19 protein-coding genes are annotated in these 21,056 nt (G+C 60.2%); 11 read left to right on the plus strand and 8 right to left on the minus strand.

Annotated elements, in window-relative coordinates; all coding sequences use genetic code 11:
• Positions 1-3: 3 nt before the first annotated feature.
• From lolC to cobB, 5 genes are read left to right on the plus strand one after another with little or no spacing between them, the layout of a single operon-like run.
• Positions 4-1,206 (plus strand): lipoprotein-releasing ABC transporter permease subunit LolC, encoded by a 1,203-nt coding sequence (lolC, locus tag SSARUM_RS09675; RefSeq protein ID WP_039566510.1) that lies wholly within the window; start codon positions 4-6, stop codon positions 1,204-1,206.
• A complete protein-coding gene (gene lolD, locus SSARUM_RS09680; RefSeq protein ID WP_033638178.1) occupies positions 1,199-1,903 on the plus strand; it encodes a lipoprotein-releasing ABC transporter ATP-binding protein LolD in 705 nt (234 codons plus the stop codon). The genes lolC and lolD overlap by 8 nt, the downstream gene beginning before the upstream one ends.
• Positions 1,903-3,150 carry a lipoprotein-releasing ABC transporter permease subunit LolE gene (lolE, locus tag SSARUM_RS09685; protein ID WP_060429916.1) on the plus strand — a complete coding sequence of 416 codons (1,248 nt, stop codon included), beginning with the start codon at positions 1,903-1,905 and terminating at the stop codon, positions 3,148-3,150. The genes lolD and lolE overlap by 1 nt, the downstream gene beginning before the upstream one ends.
• Before the next feature lie 53 nt (positions 3,151-3,203).
• Positions 3,204-4,124: an N-acetylglucosamine kinase gene (gene nagK, locus SSARUM_RS09690; RefSeq protein WP_041034741.1), complete on the plus strand. Its 921-nt coding sequence runs from the start codon at positions 3,204-3,206 to the stop codon at positions 4,122-4,124.
• Positions 4,125-4,135: 11 nt separating this feature from the next.
• Positions 4,136-4,972 (plus strand): Sir2 family NAD+-dependent deacetylase, encoded by an 837-nt coding sequence (cobB, locus tag SSARUM_RS09695; RefSeq protein WP_060429920.1) that lies wholly within the window; start codon positions 4,136-4,138, stop codon positions 4,970-4,972.
• 48 nt (positions 4,973-5,020) lie between these two features.
• Here cobB and potD read toward each other — a convergent pair whose 3' ends face one another.
• Positions 5,021-6,064, minus strand: a complete 1,044-nt coding sequence (potD, locus tag SSARUM_RS09700) for a spermidine/putrescine ABC transporter substrate-binding protein PotD (RefSeq protein WP_033638184.1) — start codon at positions 6,062-6,064, stop codon at positions 5,021-5,023.
• Positions 6,065-6,300: 236 nt separating this feature from the next.
• On the opposite strand from potD, the gene SSARUM_RS09705 reads away from it, so the two are divergent.
• Entirely contained in the window at positions 6,301-7,002 is a 702-nt protein-coding gene (locus SSARUM_RS09705; RefSeq protein ID WP_060428526.1) for a MurR/RpiR family transcriptional regulator, read from the plus strand.
• Positions 7,003-7,019: 17 nt separating this feature from the next.
• Here the strand turns inward: SSARUM_RS09705 and SSARUM_RS09710 are convergent, their stop codons facing one another.
• The 6 genes from SSARUM_RS09710 to SSARUM_RS09735 form a co-directional block, all read right to left on the minus strand.
• On the minus strand, positions 7,020-8,405 hold the full coding sequence (locus SSARUM_RS09710; RefSeq protein WP_060428528.1) for a family 4 glycosyl hydrolase: 1,386 nt from the start codon (positions 8,403-8,405) through the stop codon (positions 7,020-7,022).
• A gap of 24 nt (positions 8,406-8,429) precedes the next feature.
• Positions 8,430-9,989, minus strand: coding sequence for a PTS transporter subunit EIIC (locus tag SSARUM_RS09715; protein WP_033638189.1), 1,560 nt, complete (start codon positions 9,987-9,989; stop codon positions 8,430-8,432).
• Between the two features lie 219 nt (positions 9,990-10,208).
• Entirely contained in the window at positions 10,209-10,991 is a 783-nt protein-coding gene (potC, locus tag SSARUM_RS09720; protein WP_033638190.1) for a spermidine/putrescine ABC transporter permease PotC, read from the minus strand.
• A complete protein-coding gene (potB, locus tag SSARUM_RS09725) occupies positions 10,988-11,848 on the minus strand; it encodes a spermidine/putrescine ABC transporter permease PotB (RefSeq protein ID WP_033646379.1) in 861 nt (286 codons plus the stop codon). The genes potC and potB overlap by 4 nt, the downstream gene beginning before the upstream one ends.
• A complete protein-coding gene (gene potA / locus SSARUM_RS09730; protein ID WP_060428531.1) occupies positions 11,832-12,947 on the minus strand; it encodes a spermidine/putrescine ABC transporter ATP-binding protein PotA in 1,116 nt (371 codons plus the stop codon). The genes potB and potA overlap by 17 nt, the downstream gene beginning before the upstream one ends.
• Before the next feature lie 25 nt (positions 12,948-12,972).
• On the minus strand, positions 12,973-13,245 hold the full coding sequence (locus tag SSARUM_RS09735) for a hypothetical protein (protein ID WP_126179550.1): 273 nt from the start codon (positions 13,243-13,245) through the stop codon (positions 12,973-12,975).
• A 57-nt stretch (positions 13,246-13,302) separates the two neighbouring features.
• Between SSARUM_RS09735 and pepT the strand changes: the two genes are divergently transcribed.
• From pepT to SSARUM_RS09760, 5 genes are all read left to right on the plus strand, one after another.
• Positions 13,303-14,532 (plus strand): peptidase T, encoded by a 1,230-nt coding sequence (pepT, locus tag SSARUM_RS09740; RefSeq protein WP_004941154.1) that lies wholly within the window; start codon positions 13,303-13,305, stop codon positions 14,530-14,532.
• Positions 14,533-14,831: 299 nt separating this feature from the next.
• Entirely contained in the window at positions 14,832-15,971 is a 1,140-nt protein-coding gene (locus tag SSARUM_RS09745; protein WP_049196636.1) for a tail fiber domain-containing protein, read from the plus strand.
• A gap of 38 nt (positions 15,972-16,009) precedes the next feature.
• Positions 16,010-18,241: an S-type pyocin domain-containing protein gene (locus SSARUM_RS09750; protein ID WP_262926967.1), complete on the plus strand. Its 2,232-nt coding sequence runs from the start codon at positions 16,010-16,012 to the stop codon at positions 18,239-18,241.
• Complete coding sequence (locus SSARUM_RS09755; protein WP_033638197.1) at positions 18,238-18,510, plus strand: hypothetical protein; 273 nt, start codon at positions 18,238-18,240, stop codon at positions 18,508-18,510. The genes SSARUM_RS09750 and SSARUM_RS09755 overlap by 4 nt, the downstream gene beginning before the upstream one ends.
• A gap of 264 nt (positions 18,511-18,774) precedes the next feature.
• Positions 18,775-19,863, plus strand: a complete 1,089-nt coding sequence (locus SSARUM_RS09760) for a malate/lactate/ureidoglycolate dehydrogenase (protein ID WP_060430602.1) — start codon at positions 18,775-18,777, stop codon at positions 19,861-19,863.
• A gap of 44 nt (positions 19,864-19,907) precedes the next feature.
• Here the strand turns inward: SSARUM_RS09760 and SSARUM_RS09765 are convergent, their stop codons facing one another.
• The gene (locus tag SSARUM_RS09765) at positions 19,908-21,029 is read right to left on the minus strand and encodes a ribosomal protein uL16 3-hydroxylase (RefSeq protein ID WP_033638200.1); all 1,122 of its coding nucleotides are present in this window, start codon (positions 21,027-21,029) and stop codon (positions 19,908-19,910) included.
• Between the last annotated feature and the right edge of the window lie 27 nt (positions 21,030-21,056).

The following is a 21,056-nucleotide window of genomic DNA, read 5'->3' on the forward strand; positions in this document are numbered from 1 at the left end:
TTCATGTATCAACCTGTCGCGTTATTCATTGGCCTGCGCTACATGCGCGGGCGAGCCTCAGACCGCTTCGGGCGGTTTGTTTCCTGGCTTTCCACCATCGGCATTACGCTGGGGGTGATGGCGTTGGTCACCGTGCTGTCGGTGATGAACGGATTCGAAAAGGATCTGGAGAACAACATCCTCGGCCTGATGCCGCAGGCGTTGATCACCAGCCCGCAAGGATCGGTTAATCCGCAGCAGCTGCCTGCCTCCGAGGTGCAGAAGCTGCAGGGCGTCACGCGCGTTGCGCCGCTGACCACCGGTGACGTGGTGCTGCAAAGCGCCCGCAGCGTGGCGGTCGGGGTGATGCTCGGCGTCAATCCCGACGAGGCCGATCCGCTGACCCCGTATCTGGTCAACGTCAAGCAGCAGCAGCTGCAGCCGGGCCAATACAACATCATCATCGGCGAACAGCTGGCGGGGCAACTCGGCGTCAAACGCGGCGATTCGCTGCGCGTGATGGTGCCGAGCGCCAGCCAGTTCACGCCGATGGGCCGCATTCCCAGCCAGCGTCTGTTCACCCTCATCGGCACCTTCCACGCCAACAGCGAGGTGGACGGCTATCAGCTGCTGGTCAACCAACAGGACGCTTCGCGCCTGATGCGCTACCCGGCCGGCAACATCACCGGCTGGCGCCTGTTCCTGCAGCAGCCGCTGGCGGTCGATACCCTCAGCCAACAGCCGTTGCCGGCGGGCACGGTCTGGAAAGACTGGCGTGATCGCAAGGGCGAGCTGTTCCAGGCGGTGCGCATGGAGAAGAATATGATGGGGCTGTTGCTCAGCCTGATCGTGGCGGTGGCGGCGTTTAACATCATTACCTCGCTCGGCCTGCTGGTGATGGAGAAGCAGGGCGAGGTCGCCATTCTGCAGACCCAGGGGCTGACCCGCCGCCAGATCATGTCGGTGTTTATGGTGCAGGGCGCCAGCGCCGGCATCATCGGCTCGCTGCTCGGCACGCTGCTCGGCGTGTTGCTGGCCACCAACCTGAATAACCTGATGCCGATCCTCGGCGCCCTGATCGACGGCGCTTCGCTGCCGGTGGCGGTCGATCCGCTGCAGGTGACGATCATCGCCGTGGTGGCGATGGCGGTTTCCCTGTTGTCCACGCTTTATCCTTCATGGCGCGCTGCCGCCGTACAACCCGCTGAGGCTTTACGTTATGAGTAACCATCTTTTGCTGCAGTGTGACAACCTGTGCAAGACCTATCAGGAAGGCAATCTGCACACCGACGTGCTGCGCAACGTCAGCTTTGCCATGCAGCAGGGCGAGATGATGGCGATCGTCGGCAGCTCGGGTTCCGGCAAGAGCACCCTGTTGCACCTGCTGGGCGGGCTGGACTCGCCGACCTCCGGCGAGGTGATCTTCAAGGGCGCATCGCTGAACGCCATGTCTTCGGCGGCCAAGGCCGAGCTGCGCAACCGCCAGCTCGGCTTCATCTATCAGTTTCACCATCTGCTGCCGGACTTCACCGCGCTGGAAAACGCCGCCATGCCGCTGCTGATCGGCGGCGCCAAGCCGGCGCAGGCGCAGGAGAAGGCGCGGGAGATGCTGGCGGCGGTCGGGCTGGAAAAACGCAGCAAACACCGCCCGTCCGAGCTTTCCGGCGGCGAGCGTCAGCGCGTGGCGATCGCGCGCGCGCTGGTCAATAATCCGGCGCTGGTGCTGGCGGACGAACCGACCGGCAACCTGGACAAACGCACCGCGGACAGCATCTTCGATCTGCTGGGCGAGCTGAACGTGCGTCAGGGCACCGCTTTTCTGGTGGTGACGCACGATCTGCAACTGGCCAAGCGCCTGAGCCGCCAGCTGGAAATGGCCGACGGCCACCTGCAGGCGCAGCTGACCCTGATGGGGGCCGAGTAATGGCGGGAGCCTCACTGTCCTTCCTGACGGCCCTGCGTTTCAGCCGCGGCCGTAAACGCGGCGGCATGGTGTCGCTGATTTCGGTCATCTCCACCATCGGCATCGCGCTGGGGGTGGCGGTGTTGATCGTCGGCCTGAGCGCGATGAACGGCTTTGAGCGCGAGCTGAAAAACCGCATTCTGGCGGTGGTGCCGCACGGCGAGCTCGAGCCGGTAAATCAGCCGTTCAGCGGCTGGCCGTCGATTCTGCAGCGGGTGGAGAAGGTGCCGGGCATTGTGGCCGCCGCGCCGTACATCAACTTTACCGGCCTGATGGAGAACGGCGCGCAGCTGCGCGCGGTGGAAGTCAAAGGCGTTGATCCGCAGCAGGAGAGCCGGCTGAGCGCGCTGCCGCAGTATGTGCAGGGTGATGCCTGGGCCAACTTCAAGGCCGGCGAACAGCAGGTGATCCTCGGCAAGGGTGTGGCCGACGCGCTGGGCGTGAAGCCAGGCGCCTATGTGACGGTGATGATCCCCAACAGCGACCCGGAAATGAAGCTGCTGCAGCCGAAGCGCATTCGCCTGCACGTGACCGGCATTTTGCAGCTCAGCGGCCAGCTCGATCACAGCCTGGCGCTGGTGCCGCTGGCCGATGCGCAGCAGTATCTCGACATGGGTGACAGCGTCACGGGTATCGCCCTCAAGATGAACGACGTGTTCGCCGCCAACAAACTGGTGCGCGACGCCGGCGAAGTGACCAACGCCTACATTTACATCAAGAGCTGGATCGGCAAATACGGCTACATGTACCGCGATATCCAGATGATCCGCGCCATCATGTATCTGGCGATGGTGCTGGTGATCGGCGTGGCCTGCTTCAACATCGTGTCCACGCTGGTGATGGCGGTGAAAGACAAAAGCGCCGACATCGCGGTGCTGCGCACCCTGGGCGCCAAAGACGGCTTTATCCGCGCCATCTTCATCTGGTATGGGCTGCTGGCCGGGCTGCTGGGCAGCCTGAGCGGCGTGGTGATCGGGGTGATCGCCTCGCTGCAGCTGACCAACATTATCCGGGGCATCGAGAAACTGGTCGGCCACTCCTTCCTGTCGGGCGATATCTACTTCATCGACTTCCTGCCTTCCGAGCTGCACTGGCTGGACGTGCTGATCGTGCTGGCGACCGCCATCGTGCTGAGCCTGTTGGCCAGTTGGTATCCGGCGAGGCGCGCCAGCCGCATCGATCCGGCGCGGGTGCTCAGCGGACAATAAAACCCACGGGGAGGCAGCGATGCCGCCCCGTTTTTTTAGCCTGGGGATGGGTTATGTACTACGGTTTCGATATGGGCGGCACCAAGATTGAGCTGGGGGTATTCGACGACAACCTGCAGCGCATTTGGCAAAAACGGGTGCCGACGCCGCGTGAAGACTACCGGCAACTGCTGGCCACGCTGGGCGATCTGACCCTCGAGGCGGATGCGTTCTGTGGCCGGCGCGGCAGCGTCGGCATCGGCATTCCGGGCCTGCCCAACGACGATGACGGCACGCTGTTTACCGCCAACGTGCCGGCGGCGATGGGGCGGCCGTTGCCGCGCGATCTGGCGGCGCTGATCGGGCGCGAGGTGCGCGTCGACAACGACGCCAACTGCTTTGCGCTGTCGGAGGCCTGGGACGACGAGTTTCGCCGCTACCCGACGGTGCTGGGCATCATCCTCGGCACCGGCGTTGGCGGCGGCCTGATCGTCGACGGCAAGACGGTGCCTGGGCGCAACTATATCGCCGGCGAGTTCGGCCATTTGCGCCTGCCGGTGGATGCGCTCGAGGTGCTGGGGCGTGATGTGCCTCGCGTCGCCTGCGGGTGCGGCCACCAGGGTTGCATTGAAAATTACATATCGGGCCGCGGTTTCGAATGGATGTACGCCCATTTCTATGGCCGGCACTTGCCCGCCACCGAGATCATTGCGCATTATCAGGCGGGTGAGGCGCAGGCGGTGGCTCACGTCGACCGCTTTATGGACGTGCTGGCGATCTGCCTGGGCAACCTGCTGACGGTGCTGGATCCGCACCTGGTGGTGATCGGCGGCGGGCTGTCGAACTTCGACGCCATTTACCAGGCGTTGCCGCAGCGGTTGCCGGCGCACCTGCTGCGGGTGGCCCGGCTGCCGCGCATCGAGAAGGCGCGCTATGGCGACGCCGGCGGCGTGCGCGGCGCAGCGTTCCTCAATTTGGTAAACAGGGAAAAGTAAGGAGAGAGTTAATGCACACTCGCCATCGGCTGTGTCAGTTTCGCAAGAGTAAGCATGTGCTGCATCAGCGCTTTCGTTCACGCATTTTTCACCGTGACACCATGGCGGCGGCCGAGCTGAAAAAGCCGTTTGTGGTGGTATTGACCGGGGCCGGCATTTCGGCCGAGTCGGGCATTCGCACCTTCCGCGCCGCGGATGGGCTATGGGAAGAGCACCGGGTGGAGGACGTCGCCACGCCGGAAGGTTTTCAGCGCGATCCGGTGCTGGTGCAGGCGTTTTACAACGAACGCCGCCGCCAGCTGCAGACGGAGGAGATCGCCCCGAACGCCGCGCACCGCGCGCTGGCGGATCTGGAGGAGTGGCTGGGGGAAAACTTCCTGCTGGTCACGCAAAACATCGATAACCTGCATGAGCGCGCCGGCAGCAAGCGGGTGCTGCACATGCACGGCGAACTGCTGAAGGTGCGCTGCACCCAGTCGGGGCAGGTGTTCGAATGGCCCGGCGATCTCAGCGTTGACGATCGTTGCCATTGCTGCCAGTTCCCGGCGCCGCTGCGGCCGCACGTGGTGTGGTTCGGCGAGATGCCGCTGGGCATGGATGACATTTACCAGGCGCTGAGCAAGGCCGATTTCTTCGTCGCCATCGGCACCTCCGGCCATGTCTACCCGGCGGCCGGCTTCGTGCATGAGGCGCGGCTGGGCGGCGCCTACGCGATGGAGCTGAACCTGGAGCCAAGCCAGGTGGAGAGCCAGTTCGACGAGAAGCACTACGGCCTGGCCAGCGAAGTGGTGCCGCGCTTTGTGCACAAGTTCCTGGTGGGCAAGGTGGCGCGGGCCGACAGGCCCTGATAAAGGCATCAGGGCGCACTGCGCGCCCTGATGGGATGGCGGGGCGTATTAGCGCCCGGCTTTCAGCTTTTGGAAGTAGCTTTCATACAGCGTGCTGGCGTCGCCGACGTCGTTTTGCCACTCGCCGTGCTCAATCACCGCCTTGTCCGGGTAGAGGGACTTGTCGTTGGCGATCTCCGGCGACAGCAGTTTCTTCGCCGCCAGGTTCGGCGTCGGGTAACCGATGGTTTCCGCCACCTGCACCGCGATTTCCGGCCGCAGCAGGAAGTCTATCAGCTTCAGCGCCCCCTCGACGTTGCGCGCGTTGGCCGGAATGGCCAGGCTGTCCATCCAGAAGATCCCGCCTTCCTTCGGCCAGACGATCTCCAGCGGCGTGCCGGCCTGGCGCGCCACGAAGGCCGAACCGTTCCACACCATACCGACGTTGACTTCCCCTTCCATAAACGGGTTGCCCGGGTTGTCGGAGTTGAAGGCCAGCACGTTCGGCATCAATTTCTGCAGTTCGTGATAGGCGGCTTCGATCTCTTTCGGGTCGGTGGTGTTGCCGGAATAGCCCAGCTTGAGCAGCGCCATCTGGAACACTTCGCGCGCGTCGTCGGTCAGCAGCAGGCGGCCCTTGTACTGCGGCTGCCACAGATCGGCCCAGGCGGTAACGGTAGAGGGATCCTGTTCGTCGCTGTTGACGCCGATGGCGGTAGCGCCCCAGATGTAGGGGATGGAGTAGTCGTTGTTGGGATCGAACGGCTTGTTCAGCAGGGTAGGATCGAGATCCTTGAAGTGGCTGAGCTTGCTCTTGTCGATTTTTTGCAGCATGCCTTCCTTGCTCATCTTGGCGATGAAGTACGTGGAAGGCACCACCAGATCGTACGCGCCGTCTTTATAGGTCTTCAGCTTGGCGTACATACTTTCGTTGGATTCATAGGTGGAATAAATCACCTTGATGCCGGTTTCCTTGGTGAACTGCTCCAGCAGCCCCGGCGGGACGTATTCAGTCCAGTTATAGAAATACAGTGTTTTGCCGTCAGAGGCGTTTGCAGAGCAGATACTCAGCGCCATCATCCCGGCTGCGAGCAGATGTGACCACTTTTTCATGCAGCGTATCCTTCAGCAGTCGTGAGCCGAACCCGTATGAGCCGCCGTTTTCGGCCGCGCCATACCCCAGAAAGGGGCCATTATAGGGGGCGGGGCGGGGTGGGTAAAGGCGGTTATCCCGCAGGCAAATCAAGGGGTTTGGCGGCTTAAAGCGCATCACAATTTGATGGTCTCGCGCTGGACAGGCGGTGAAGCGCGTGCGAAACAATAATTTTGGCGAATAAACGAGGGCGGCGATGAATTTCAAACAGGTCTTCAGCCAGGCGGAGCTCAGCAAGACGGATCTGACGATTTTGCACTGCATTCTCGATAATCCGGACGCCTGCATCGACGACGGCATCCGCGCGGTGTCCGCACGCTGCTACAGTTCCCCCTCGACGCTGGTGCGGCTGGCTAAAAAGCTGGGCTTTCGCGGCTATCTCGAACTGGTCTATTTCATCAAATTCAACCTGACGATGGCGCCGGCCTATCAGGCGGAGCGCGCTACGCCGGCGGTACCGCCGGCGCAGTTTCTCGATCTGCTCGACAGCGGCAAGATCCTGATCCACGGCAGCGGTTTTTCGCAATTGGTGGCGCAGTATATGTACAACAAGTTTATGACGCTGGGCGTAGACAGTTACCTGTCGCTGTGGCCGGATTTCGACATTCTTGACCGTGAGACGCGCTTTCGCTTCGATATGGTGATCGTGATTTCAAAGTCGGGCAACAGCGGCTCGGCGCTGAGCTGGAGCGAGGCGGTGAAGCGTAACCGCATCCTGTTGGCGGCCTTCTGCGGCGACGGCGACAGCCCGCTGGCGCAGCAGGCCGACATGACCTTTCTGTTTGAGGACCGGCAAAAATACGATCACGATATCTACTATCCCAATCCGTTTTTCGGCCACTGTCTGTTGGGATTCGAGAATGTGATCACCGCCTGGTTTGAACGACGCGGCCGCTGACGGCCGCGCCGCATCGCTTAGCGCCAGTGCCCGGCATACTGACGGTGGGCCTGCAGGTACTCCTCCACCAGCATTTTCGCCAGCGAGTAGGAGTTGACCAGCGGGTGCACCATCAGCGCCTTGATGGCCAACTGGCGGTTACCGGTCAAGATCGCCGCCACCGCCAGCCGTTCGTACTCTTTCACCTGCGAAATCAGGTTCTTCTGGGTGTCGGGAATATCACGCATTTTGACCGGCTGAATGCCGGCGCTGCTCAATTCGCAGCTGATTTCGATCACGTCTTCCGGGTGCAGAAAATCGAGCGTGTCGCGGTTTTGCATCGATACCACCACGCGTTTTTGCCGGCCGCTGTTGACCGCCTCCAGAATGTCGATCGCCACCCCGGCATAGCCGCCGCTGTCCGGCTGTTCGATAAACTGTTGCAGCGTCAGCATCTCACGCGTTTTCACCTTGCCCTGGCTGGACTCGCGCTGCATATAGGAATTTTCGCGCTGCAGGTAATGGCTGAAGTAGACAGAGAAGGCATGCTCCAACTGACGGGGGATGTCCAGCTCGCCCAACGCCGACAGCATTTGGCGGTTGATCGCCGCGATTTGTTCGCCGCGGGTCTCGCCGCCCTCGACGATGGCGGCGATCGCCTGCTCACGGTAGTAGTAATAGTAGAGATACTCGTTGAGCATCAGGTTGTCCGACAGCGCCACCAGCTCCGGCGAGAAGTATTTCATGCAGGTTTCGCGATACAGGCGCGGATCCGCCAGCAGCCGTTCCGTGACCGGCTCGCCGTTGACGCGCGCATTGCGGAACCAGGAAAGGTGATTGAGGCCGAAGCAGTCGACGCTCAGCTGGTCTTCGCGGCAGTCCAGCAGCTCGGCCAGTTCGCGGATGAACTCGCTGGGGGCGTCGCAGATGCCGTAGACCCGGCGCTGGAAGCCGGATTTGATGATCGCCTCGGTCACCATGCCGGAAGGATTGGTGAAGTTGAACAACACCGCGTCCGGCGAGGAAAGCTGCTCGATCAGGCGGCAATAGTCGAGGATCGCCGGAATCGAACGCATCGCCATGGCGAAGCCGCCGGCGCCGGTGGTTTCTTGCCCAAGCAACTGGTGATTGAGCGCGATGCGCTCGTCATGGATGCGGCCTTCCTCGCCGCCGATGCGCAGGGTGGTGATGATGTAGTCGGCGCCTTGCAGCGCCTGGCGCGCATCGCTGCTGAGGCTGAAAGCAATGTCGCCGCGAATGCGCTGGAATACGCCCTGCGCCAGGGCGCCGTAGATCGCCAGATGGCGCTCATCGGTATCCATAAACACCACTTCGGTAATGCCGATGCGATGGGCGTTATAGGCGATGGATTTGGCGAGGAACGGGGAACGCACGCCGCCGCCGCCGAGAACGGTTAATTTCATTCGATATCTCCCATTAATAAAGCGTTAGAGTGCCGCTAAATATTTCTCTACCTGATTTTTGACCTTGCCGACCGTGACGCCGTAAATCACCTGCACTTCACGGCGATTCTTCACCACGCCTTTGGCGCCGGTGCTTTTCAACGCGGCCTCATCCACCCGCGCCATATCCTTTAATTCCACCCGCAGCCGGGTGAAGCAGTTGTCGACGGAAATAATGTTTTCCTTGCCGCCCAGCGCGCGAATAATGATGCCGCTCAGTTCGTCCGGGTTATTTTTGCGGTTCCGGTAATCCTGTTTGGAATAGAGTTTGACGTCCTGATCATCTTCGCGGCCCGGCGTCTTCAGATTGAGCTTCAGCACCAGCGTTTTGAACACCAGGTAATACACCGCAAACTGCACCAGGCCGATGACCACATACAGCGGCCAACGGGTGAGGGAGACCGGCAGCGGCAGGTTGTAGGCCAGGAACTCGACCAGCCCGCTGGCGCCCCAGGGGCGCACCTGGAACAGGTTGCAGGCCACCTGCGACAGCGCGGTCAACACGGCGTGGATCACCCACAGCAGCGGAGAGATAAACAGGAAGGTGAACTCTATCGGCTCGGTGATGCCGACCAGGATCGAGGTGGTGATGGCCGGGATCAGAATTGCCTTGGCCAGCATTTTCTTTTCCGGTTTGGCGGTGTGATAGAAAGCCAATGCCGCGCCCGACAGGCCGAAGATGGTCACCATCCCTTGCTGCGAGAAGCGCAGCGCTTCGTTCATCAGCGGCGAGATGCTCGGGTCGCGCATATAGGCCAGGAAAATTGCCTGCGAGCCGGAGACGGTCTGGCCGTCCTGCACGATTGAACCGCCGATGCTGGTGAGCTGGAACGGCGACCAGATAAAGTGGTGCAGCCCGGTGGGGATGAGGAATTTTTCGAAGAAGCCGTAGACGAAAACCCCGAGCGAGCCGGAGCTTTTCATAAAGCCGGTCAGCGCGATCAGGCCCTGTGAGATGGCCGGCCACAGGTAGCTGAAGGCGACGGCGTACAGCATGATGATCGGCGTCATGGCGATCAGCACCAGTTTGGCGCCGCCGTAGACCGAGAACACGCCGTTGAGCTCGACGTTGCACAGGCGGTTGTGCACCCAGGCGATGGTGACACCGAGGATAAGACCGAGAAAAATGCCCATATCCACCACGGTAAAGCCCAGCAGTTCAGTCTGCCCGGTGCCGTAATATTCGCCGTTGATCTTGGCCGCGACGTGGCCGCTGAGTTGCAGATAAGACGAATTGGCGCCGAGGAACATGATAAAGCACATCACCGCAACCAGCGCCGCTTCGCTTTTTTTGTCTTTGGCCAGGCCGTAGGTAATGCCGATGCAGAAAATCAGCCCGAGATTGCCGAATAACGGCCAGAAGGTATCGCCGATCATTTTACCGATAGAGAACACGGCGGAATGTTCATTGATAAGTGTGGCATTGGTGAGAATAGAACTGAGCGCCAGAATCAGACCGATCACCGGCAGGAAAAATATCGGCCCCATCATGGCTTTGGAGAAAAGCTGCAGCTTGCTTAAGATATTATCGATAATACCTTTCATGGCAGTTCCTTTTTATATTTTAATGGATGACGACGTTGCTGAATAAACTCCCTGGAAGCGAGAAAAAAATAAGGCACCTTGCCTGGATTCAGTTATAGGGGGAAGTTTTCGCCGCTGCAATCGGCGGGGCGGAAATAGGCACCGATGGTCAGGGAGTGACAACCGGTGCCGATTGTGAAGGGGATCACAACCGGGCGCCGCAGCGCCCGGCGGGGAGGATTATTCGGCCTTGGGCGCGCGATCGCGCATCACCCACTGGCTGGCGATCACCAGCACCAGCGACAGCAGCAGCAAAATGGTGGCCAGCGCGTTGACCTCCGGCGAGACGCCGACTTTCACCATCGAATAGATCTTCAGCGGCAAGATCTCGTAGCTCGGGCCGGTAACGAAGGAGGAGACGACCACGTCGTCCATCGACAGGGTGAAGCTCAGCAGCCAGCCGGCCGCCACCGCCGGCATCGCCAGCGGCAGGATGATCTTGCGCAGAATGGTGAACTCGCTTGCGCCGAGATCGCGCGCGGCCTCCAGCATCTTCACGTCGAAGCCTTTCAGGCGCGCGTAGACGGTCACCACCACGAACGGCAGGCAGAAGGTGATGTGCGAGAACAGCAGCGACCAGAAGCCGAGCGAAATGCCCAGCAGCATGAACAGCACCAGCAGCGAGATGGCCATCACGATGTCCGGCGACATCATCACCACGAACAGCATGCCGCCGACGAACGGCTTGCCGCGGAAGCGGTAGCGGTACAGCGCCACCGCGGTCAGCGAGCCGATCAGCGTGGCGAAGGTAGCGGAGAGCACCGCCATGGTCAGCGAATGGCCGGCGGCCTGCAGCAGGCTGTCGTTGTTGAGCAGCGTGCTGTACCACTGGGTGGTGGCTCCTTGCCAACTAATGCCGAAGCGCGAGGCGTTGAAGGAGTTGACGATCAGGATGACGATCGGGATATACAGATAAGCGTATACCAGCGCCATAAAGCCGCCGCGCAGCAGACGTCCGATCATGCCAGATCCTCCTTCTTGTTCAGCAGGCGGGCGGCCCGGTAATAGACCAGCAGCAACAGCCCCATCACCAGCGTCAGGCAGATGCTGGTGGCCGCGCCGAACGGCCAGTCGCGGATATTGAGGAACTGGCTTTTAATCACGTTGCCGATCAGCAGATTCTTGGCGCCGCCCATCAGATCGGCGACGAAGAACAGCCCCATCGCCGGCAGCACCACCAGCAGGCAGCCGGCGATAATGCCCGGCATGGTCAGCGGCACGATGATGCGGATAAAGGTCTGCAGCTTGCCGGCGCCGAGATCGCGCGCCGCCTCCAGGCAGGACTTATCTAGCTTTTCGATGCTGGAGTAGAGCGGCATCACCATAAACGGCAGCAGGATATACACCAGGCCGAGGATCACCGCTTCCGAGGTGTACATGATGCGCAGCGGCTTGTCGATGACGCCGATCCACAGCAGCGCGTCGTTGAGATAGCCGCGGGTGCTGAGAAACAGCTTCAGGCCGTAGATGCGGATCAGCGAATTGGTCCAGAAGGGCACGATCAGCAGAAACAGCAGCAGCGGTCGCACCTTCTGCGGCAACCGCGCCAGGATAAAGGCGAACGGGTAGCCGATCGCCAGGCAGCACAGGGTGGCGATCAGCGCCATGTTCAGCGAATGCAGCAGCACCTGGGCATACAACGGATCGAACAAGCGCCGGTAGTTGTCCAGCGTGAACACCATCTGCACCAGATTGGCGTCGTCGCGGGTCAGGAAGCTGGTGGCGATGATCATCAGGTTCGGCATGAACACGAACAGCAGCAGCCAGGCGACGACGCCGACGATCACCACATTCTGGAAGACTTTACGCGATTTCTTCATCGGCCAGCACCACCTCCCAGCTTTCAACCCAGGTCACCGCCATCTTCTGGTTGAGCGAGTGGTCGACGTCCGGATCGTCTTCATTGAAGAACTCGCTGACCATCACCGTTTTACCGCTCTCCAGCTCAACCACCGACTCCAGCGTCATGCCTTTGTAGTTGCGCTCGCGCACGTAGCCGATCAGCCCGTCGTGCTGCGCGCTGTCGTTCACTTCTTCTACCCGCAGATCCTCCGGGCGCAGCAGCACCTTCAGCTTTTGGCCCGGCTCTGCCGGCAGATCGGCATAGATGTCGCACTCGCGGCCTTCGACGTTGGCGCGCACCCGCTGCGCATCGAGGCGCTGCAAGACCACCGCGTCGAAGATGTTGATCTCGCCGATAAAGCTGGCGACGAACAGGTTCTTCGGCTCTTCGTAGATCTCACGCGGCGTGCCGTCTTGCTCGATGCGGCCTTCACGCATCACCACGATGCGATCCGACATGGTCAGTGCTTCTTCCTGATCGTGGGTGACGAACACGAAGGTGATGCCCAGCTTGCGCTGCAGCGCCTTCAGCTCGTTCTGCATCTGTTTGCGCAGCTTGTAGTCCAGCGCCGACAGCGATTCGTCCAGCAGCAGCACCTTCGGCTTGTTGACCACTGCGCGGGCGATGGCCACGCGCTGCTGTTGGCCGCCGGAGAGCTGGCCCGGCCGCCGCTTGGCGAAGGCATCCAGCTGCACCATGCGCAGCGCCTCTTCGACGCGCGGCGTCAGTTCCGCCGCCGGCACCTTTTGCATGCGCAGGCCAAAGGCGACGTTGTCGAACACCGACATGTGCGGAAACAGGGCATAGCTCTGAAACACGGTGTTGACGTGGCGATGTTCGGCCGGAATGGCAGTGATGTCCTGGCCGTCGAGCACGATGCGGCCCCGATCGGCGTCTTCAAGACCGGCGATCAGGCGCAGCACCGTGGTTTTGCCACAGCCGGAGGGGCCGAGAATGGTGAGGAATTCGCCGTGGTTAATCGCCAGTTCGAGATCGGCAATGATGGTTTTGCCATCGAACGCTTTGCTCAGGGCATGCAGTTCAACAAGGGGAGTCAGAGAGGATGTCTCAGTCATTTATCGTATTACTCTATCCCGTGGGCTAATGCAGATAGAACCGCAACTGGAAAAGACTGCCGGAGCTTGCGGAATGCCCGCTGATCAAATGAAGCTCAAACCAGTTGCGCCAATGGAAATTTTTCGAGCGCGCATGATAGACGCTGAATGCCGGAATTGAAAGCCGATCCGGCCCAGATGCCGCGTTTTTCATCATGATAGCGACAAATGACCCTGTGATGACAGTGTTATTTCCCTCAGAAATCATCACAAAGATTAATGATATTGGCGAATTCTGGTTAAAAATGACCTGACGCAATATTTGATCCTGATCGGTTCCGCATAATGAAACGCGATATTCTGAGGGGCCGCTACCATGGACAAATTACTTGACCGCTTTTTCAACTACGTCTCTTTTGACACCCAGTCCAAAGCGAACGTAAAGCATGTGCCGAGCACCGACGGGCAGTTGAAGCTGGCGCGTGCGTTGCAGCAGGAAATGATCGCGCTCGGCTTCGAGCGGGTGTCGCTCAGCGAACACGGCTGCGTGATGGGCACCTGGCCGGGCAACGTCGCCTGGCCGGTGCCGGCGGTCGGTTTTATCGCCCATCTGGATACCTCGCCGGATTTCAGCGGCAAACACGTCAATCCGCAGATCGTCGAGAACTATCGCGGCGGCGACATCGCGCTCGGCATCGGCGATGAAGTGCTGTCGCCGGTGATGTTCCCGATCCTGCACCAGATGCTGGGGCAGACCTTGATCACCACCGACGGCAAAACGCTGCTGGGCGCCGACGACAAGGCCGGCATCGCCGAGATCCTCACCGCCATGGTGCGCCTGCGTGCGCGCAAAATCCCGCACGGCGACATCCGCGTGGCCTTCACCCCGGACGAGGAGGTGGGCAAGGGGGCGCAGCTGTTCGACGTGGCGGCCTTCAATGCCGAATGGGCTTACACCGTGGACGGCGGCGGCGTCGGCGAGCTGGAGTGCGAGAACTTCAACGCCGCCTCGGTGACGATCAAAATCCTCGGCAACAGCGTGCACCCCGGCAGCGCCAAGGGCGTGATGGTCAACGCGCTGTCGCTGGCCACCCGCATTCATCAGGCGCTGCCGGCGGACGAAGCGCCGGAGACCACCGAAGGCTACCAGGGCTTTTATCACCTCAGCAGCATCAAGGGCAGCGTGGAGCGCGCCGAAATGCACTATATCCTGCGCGACTTCGAGCGCGAAGGATTCGAGGCGCGCAAGCGCAAGATGGTGGACATCGCCCGTGAGGTCGGCAAAGGCCTGCCGCGCGATTGCTATATCGAAGTGAGCATCGAAGACAGCTATTACAACATGCGCGAACAGGTGGCGGAGCACCCGCACGTGATTGCGCTGGCGCAGCAGGCGATGCGCGACTGCGACATCGAACCGGTGATGAAGCCGATCCGCGGCGGCACCGACGGCGCGCAGCTGTCGTTCCGCGGCCTGCCGTGCCCGAACCTGTTCACCGGCGGCTACAACTACCACGGCAAGCACGAGTTCGTGACGCTGGAAGGCATGGAGCAAGCGGTGGCGGTGATCATGCGCATCGCGGCGCTGGCCGCCGAGCGGGCGCGGTAAACACCTTCGTTCCCCGGCCGGCTTGCGCCGGCCCGCATTCCCTTTTCTGATACGCCCGGCGGGCACAGCGCGCCCGCCGTTCTCTTATCGTTCCCTGCCTCATTGTTGTCCCCTTCACCATACAACCCGTGGTGAGGGAATCCCGTTATCCTCAGAGATAGAGTGCTGGTTATGCATACAGGATTGCTGTGTGCTTAACCGGTTTTACAGCTTCGGTGCGGTGAGCCCAGTGGCCAGGGAATGCTGGGGGAATGAGCGCTGTTAACCGCCATCAAACAGGACGTAAGAGGGTAATAATCATGGCAGAAGAAAAGAAAAATGCTCAGGTGATTAACGGCGTTAACGACGATATTGCCGAACTAAAATCGCTGTCTACGCTGCGCCAGCGCGTGGTCAGCGACGGTGAAATCGTCTCCAAATCGGCCAACGGTTTTCGGCTGGCAAATGGCAATACCGGTGTGATGCTGCGTAATGATGGCGAGGCTTTCTACTTACTGACAACTCAGGCTGGGCAAGCTCAAAACGGACAATGGAACACCTCGCGTCCTTTCGCTTTCAGCCTGGCTTCCGGCAGGGTTGCACTCGGCAACGGCGTTGATATTTCCGGTGGTGCGATGGTATCGCATGACGCGGGTATAGGGGCTGTGACCACTGGACCCACTCCCCTGATAAATGGGCAGGCATACAACGCACCGTATATTCATACGCGCTTCGTCACCAGCGGAGTCAGTTCTTCTATGATGATGGGCGCGCGGATTATCCCCGGGAAAGAAGATACGGGATTACTGGCTTATAGCGACCTTGCGGGACGCTGGAATGAAATTCAAGTAAAGGCGAACAGCGAGCTCTCTGCCGGGCAACTGACAAAACGTAACGGCAATGGCTGGATTGTCGCTGCCGGCAATATTGACGTTTCAGGTAAAGCAGAACGTATTACCAATGGGGTGCGTCTTCAGGGAAATGGGGATCTGAGCGCAGATATTTATCATATTGAACACATTAGCCAATACCATGCCATGGCATTCCATGTGGCCAACGGCGGGGCGCAAGGATGGTATGAGTTCCGGAATAACGGTCATGCCTACACCAACGGCGCCTGGAACAGCAGCTCCGATGCCCGCATGAAAACGGACATCACCCAAATCGAAGGCGCATTGGACAAACTAGCCCGCATCGGCGGCTACACCTACCTCAAACAGGGCGTGCCGGAGGCCGGGGTGATCGCTCAGGAAGTGGAGAGCGTATTGCCGCAGTCGGTAACCCAAACCGAGTTGAAGCTCAACGACGGCAGCGTACTGAAGGATGCGCGGGGCATCAATATCAACGGCGTGGTGGCGTTGCTGGTTGAGGCGCTTAAGGAAGAGCGAGCGGCCCGAGAAGGGTTGGAATCGCGGTTGGCGGCGTTGGAAGCCAGGATTTCAACATCTCAAAATGTTTGAGCTGCGGCCAATTGACGATGTTTTCAACGGAGTAATTATTGCGGCTGAATAATGCAGTATTTGCTCCGCCTGCCTTGAGCAAGGAGAAAGATATGGGCGGATTTAACTATGGTGGTGGAAAAGGGGATGGGACTGACTGGAGTTCTGAAAAAGGAGATACTCCCGAACCCGGTGGCGGCTCCAATGGCAATGGCGGTCGAGACAGTGGCAACGACAACTCTCAGGCGGGTGCTTTCCAACGCCAGATGACCGCAGTGCTGAATGATCCAGCGATTAAAAGCATGCTGGCGGATTTGCAAAAGCGGGCTCTGCGCATTAGTCCATCGGCGAAAGTTGAGTTAGTCAGTGTAGATGCCCGCGGTCTGCTGAGTATAAGCCTTTCGGGTATGCGTCGAGAGCAGTCTCTCGCCGTAGAGATGGCTTTCCAGTCAGTGCGACCGCGAATCAAAGGGGATTTAATATCTTCATTTACCACCAGCGAGGGCACAGTAAATGAAAATACGCATTATTTAGGAAAGGTTGAAACCGGCTACCGACTCGGTGATTACGAGCGTGGGCCCAGCGGTAACAATGGTGATGCCAATACGGTGGCGGAAAACAACGTTACGTTTAGTGCCTATTCCTCTGTTTTTCAAGGGAAGATACCACCGGGCTATTGGCTGAATAACAATAAAGTCATGACTGAGGTTGTGATTGAGTATGAGATTAACGGTGGGGGGAAAGGAGACAGTCGGACGGGGTACCGAAAAACCACAGTAGAAGTTCCTTCGCTTACCCGTGCTTACCAACAGTGGCAACAGATGCTTAAGGATGTCGCTGAGGAACAGCGGAAAGCAGAAGAAGCCCGCAAGGCCGAAGAAGCTCGTAAGGCCGAAGAGGCCGGCAAAGCCGAAGAAGCTCGTAAGGCTGAAGAGGCCCGCAAAGCTGAAGAAGCTCGCAAGGCTGAAGAGGCTCGCAAAGCAGAAGAAGCCCGCAAGGCTGAAGAGGCCCGCAAGGTGGAAGCCGCAAGAAAAGCGTTGTTCGCCAAAGCGGGGATTCTGGATGCACCGGCATACTCCCCGGAAAAGCTAAAAGCGGCCAATGCGGCACTGGCTGCCGCAGGCGCCATGGTGCTTAACCGCGCGCCCGCGATGCTGCAGACGTCGATGGTCGGGCAAGGTGTGATGACGACCACGAGCGAACTGGCTGGCTGGGCAGCGAGCGCGTCGTGGCGGGCGGCCTACGAAGTTGGCAGTATACGCGCCGGCACCGCAGTCGCCGCCGGATCGGTGCTGGGGGCTTTTGCCCTCGGCTTCTACCCGACGGAGGTCGGTGCAGGGAGCGATCGGGTGCCAGGGCGGGATGTCAATCTGTTTGCCCTCCAGGCGAGCCTGGCGGCGGCGGGCAGGGCGACCATCCAGCCCGGCATGACCTCGGTCGATTTGCCGGTGCGCGGATTTATCACCACTGACGATGACGGGAGACAGAGCGTCAACTTCGTCAGAACGGGCGTCGGCGGCGTATCGCCGAGCGTGCCGGTATTCAGACCCGTTCGCGATGAGCTGACGGGGCTGGACAAAATCACGCTGCCCGCAATGGCGGGGGTGCCGGCGAGGACGATACTGATTAACCCGGTGCCGACCGGGCCGGCCGCGCCGCCGCATACCGGCAACGGCTCACCGGGGCACAAATCGCCAGTGCATACCGGCACCGGCATCAGGCAGGCGGACAGCATCGTGGTCACCACCTTCCCGGCGGATGTGGTGCAGGATCTGCAAGACTTTATCCTGTGGCAGCCGGATGCGACGGAGATTGGTGTAGAGGCCATCTATGTGATGGTGAGCAAGCCCTATGGTGAAACCAACGCCAGGGGCAAATACAGCGGTCGTGAATACAACACCAATAAAGCTGGAGGCCCCATCCAGAATCTGGATTGGAAAGGGGCCAGCATCGACCGTGCTGGCGTGGATAAGGTGAAGTTGCATACTGGGCGTTTTACAGAGTCGGACGCTAACAAAGTGATGATCGGCCGCCTGGAAAAGATCTTGAAGGGAGAACTGCCCCCCACCGATACTGACAGGCGATTTTATACACATGAGATCAGGGAATTGGAGCGTTATCGCAATTTGGGTATTAGAGATGGCTCTGTGCCAGATAATCAAGGGGAAGTGTGGAATAATACGCATACTGCGACGTTGGAAGATTATCAATTAGGCAACAGCGAGGCTTTGCTCTATACGCAGGAGGCTTTAGACGCTGCTGAACAACAAGAGTTGAGGATGCTAAAATGATTGATTTAGAACGCTTGGCAAAAGAAGAAAAAATTTCTGACGTCATTGCCTTTTTGGTGAGAAATGAGGATGGGTTTGGTTATCCCCAAATGGATCGATTCTTTAGTCGCCATAATTTCGCAGTAATTGGGAATGGTGAATTCAGGCGGGTGTTCGAACAGTTACGTCAGAATGGTGTTATTGAATGGGGCGACAAAATGCTTGTTAAAAAAGGCCCCAACTGGAAAGAGCCGAAATTCGTAACCGAGAAAAAATACGGTATCGAATAGCCGTGGTTATGGTCTGATTCGTGCATTTTTAACCCCCAGCAAACGAAATTTTGTTGGGGGTTTCCTTTTTTGGAAGGTGGGGGGCACCATAACGCGAGTCTTGTGCCGGGTGGCAAAAGTAGCGGTCCTCGCTCTTTTTGTCGCCTGGGCTAACGTGCGGATACTGTAGTTAAAACGGGACGCTTGCGATTATCATAATCGCTTGCCGCAACAAGGCGTTGCTCATAGTGTGGAAGCACATTCCCCACGCATAAGGACCGCATGATGAGCACCGAATACCGTATCGCCAGCCCGCATTTGGCGCAGCTCGTTCAGGCGATTTGGCGCCAGGCCGGCAGTACGGCGCGCGAAGCCGAGCTGGTGGCCGATCATCTGGTGCAGGCCAATCTGGCCGGGCACGACTCGCACGGCGTCGGCATGATCCCCAGCTACATGGCGTCATTGGCGCAGGGGCAATTGCAGCTCAATCAGCACGCCGAAGTGGTGCGCGACGCCGGCGCGGTGCTGACGCTCGACGGTGCGCGCGGTTTCGGTCAGGTGGTGGCCAGCGAAGCAATGGCGCTGGGCATTGAACGCGCCGGCAAGCTGGGCCTGGCGGCGGTGGCGCTGCACAACGCGCACCATATCGGCCGCATCGGCCATTGGGCGGAGCAGTGCGCCCGCGCCGGTTTTATCTCGATTCACTTCGTCAACGTGGTGGGCGATCCGATGGTGGCGCCGTTCGGCGGCAGCGATCGCCGCTTCGGCACCAACCCGTTCTGCGCCATTTTCCCGCGGCCGGGCCGCACGCCGCTGCTGTTGGATTTCGCCACCAGCGGCATCGCCTTCGGCAAGACTCGGGTGGCCTATAACAAAGGGTTGTCGGTGGTGCCGGGCTATCTGATCGACGAACACGGGCGGCCGACTGCCGAACCGAAGGTGATGCACGAAGCGCCGTTCGGTTCGCTGCTGCCGTTCGGCTTGCACAAAGGCTACGCGCTGGCGGCGATGTGCGAAATCCTCGGCGGCGCGCTCTCCGGCGGCCGCACCACCCACGCCGCCACGCTGAAAGCCGACAGCGACGCCATCTTCAACTGCATGACCACCCTGATCCTCGATCCTCAGGCCTTCGACGCCCCGCAAATGCAGGCCGAGGCCGAAGCGTTTATCGGTTGGGTGAAGGCTTCGCCGCCGAGCGGCGAACAGCCGATCGCCGTCCCGGGAGAGTGGGAAGAGGCCAACCGCGCGGCGCGGCTGGAGCAGGGCATCCCGATCGATGCCAATACCTGGCGGCAGATTTGCGCGGCGGCGGAACAGGCGGGCATGACGGCGGGGGAACTGGCGGATTACCGCGCGCAGGCGCGCCAGGGATAAAAAAAAAAGCCACCCGGCAGGGTGGCTTGTTCGCGTGACGGCAATCAGTCGTTAAAGTACCAATAGCCGCTGTTGACCAGCGCGGTCAGCAGCGCCAGGAACGACGGATCGTCCACCGCGTCGCCGAGCAGGGCGGCGTCGACGCTGAAGTTCTGGCAAAGGGCGTCTGCGGCCTGCAGCTGGTCGGTGTCGATCAGCTCGCCGTTGACGAAGCAGCGATCGCCGACGCGGAGCACGCGCAACCCGCCCAGGCGCTGCAGCGCTTCACCCTGCTGCAGCAGCTCGTAGATTTCCCCGGCCTGATACGGCGGCTCCGGCGGCGCCAGATCCAGCTCGTGGCGCGACTGGGAGATAAACTCGCCGAACCAGTGCTGGAAGTGTTCCGGCTGTTGCACCAGATCCAGCATCATCTGCCGTAAGGCGTCCACTTCCTGCGGCAGGATCTCCGCCGGGTGTTCGCGCAGTTTAACGTCCGGATCGCCGTAGCGTTTGCTGCCCAGCTCGCGCGCCAGCACGTAGTCGGCGAAGCCGCTCACCAGCTCGCGGCCGTTCGGCGCGCGGAAGCCCACCGAATAGTTGAGCGCGTTTTCCAGCGCATAGCCTTCATGCGGGAAGCCCGGCGGAATGTAGAGAATGTCGCCCGGCTCCATCTCTTCGTCGATGATGGCGTCGAACGGCTCCACCTGCAGCAGATCCGGGTGCGGGCAGTGCTGTTTCAGCGGCGTTTTTTCCCCGACGCGCCAGCGGCGGCGGCCGGTGCCCTGAATGATGAACACGTCGTACTGATCGAGGTGCGGGCCGACGCCGCCGCCCGGTACCGAGAAGGAGATCATCAGGTCATCCATCCGCCAGTCCGGCAGCTGGCGGAACGGGCGCATCAGCGCCGCGGAAGGCTCATGCCAGTGGTCCACTGCCTGCACCAGCAGCGACCAGTTGTTTTCGCTCAGGTGATCGAAGCTCTCGAAGGGGCCGTGCGCGACCTGCCAACGGCCGTCCTGGTGGCTGACCAGGCGGCTGTCCACTTCGTTTTCCATCGCCAGCCCGGCCAGCTCATCCGGGGAGATCGGATCGATAAAGTTTTTGAAGCCGCGCTTCAGAATCACCGGACGCTTTTGCCAATAACGTTGCAAAAAATCGTTCCAGTCCAGGTCTAATTGATAATCCATGTTCTATTCCAGGAGAGAGGAGTGAGC

It is taken from the genome of Serratia sarumanii, from assembly GCF_029962605.1.
In the GTDB taxonomy this organism is placed as follows: Bacteria; Pseudomonadota; Gammaproteobacteria; order Enterobacterales; family Enterobacteriaceae; genus Serratia; species Serratia sarumanii.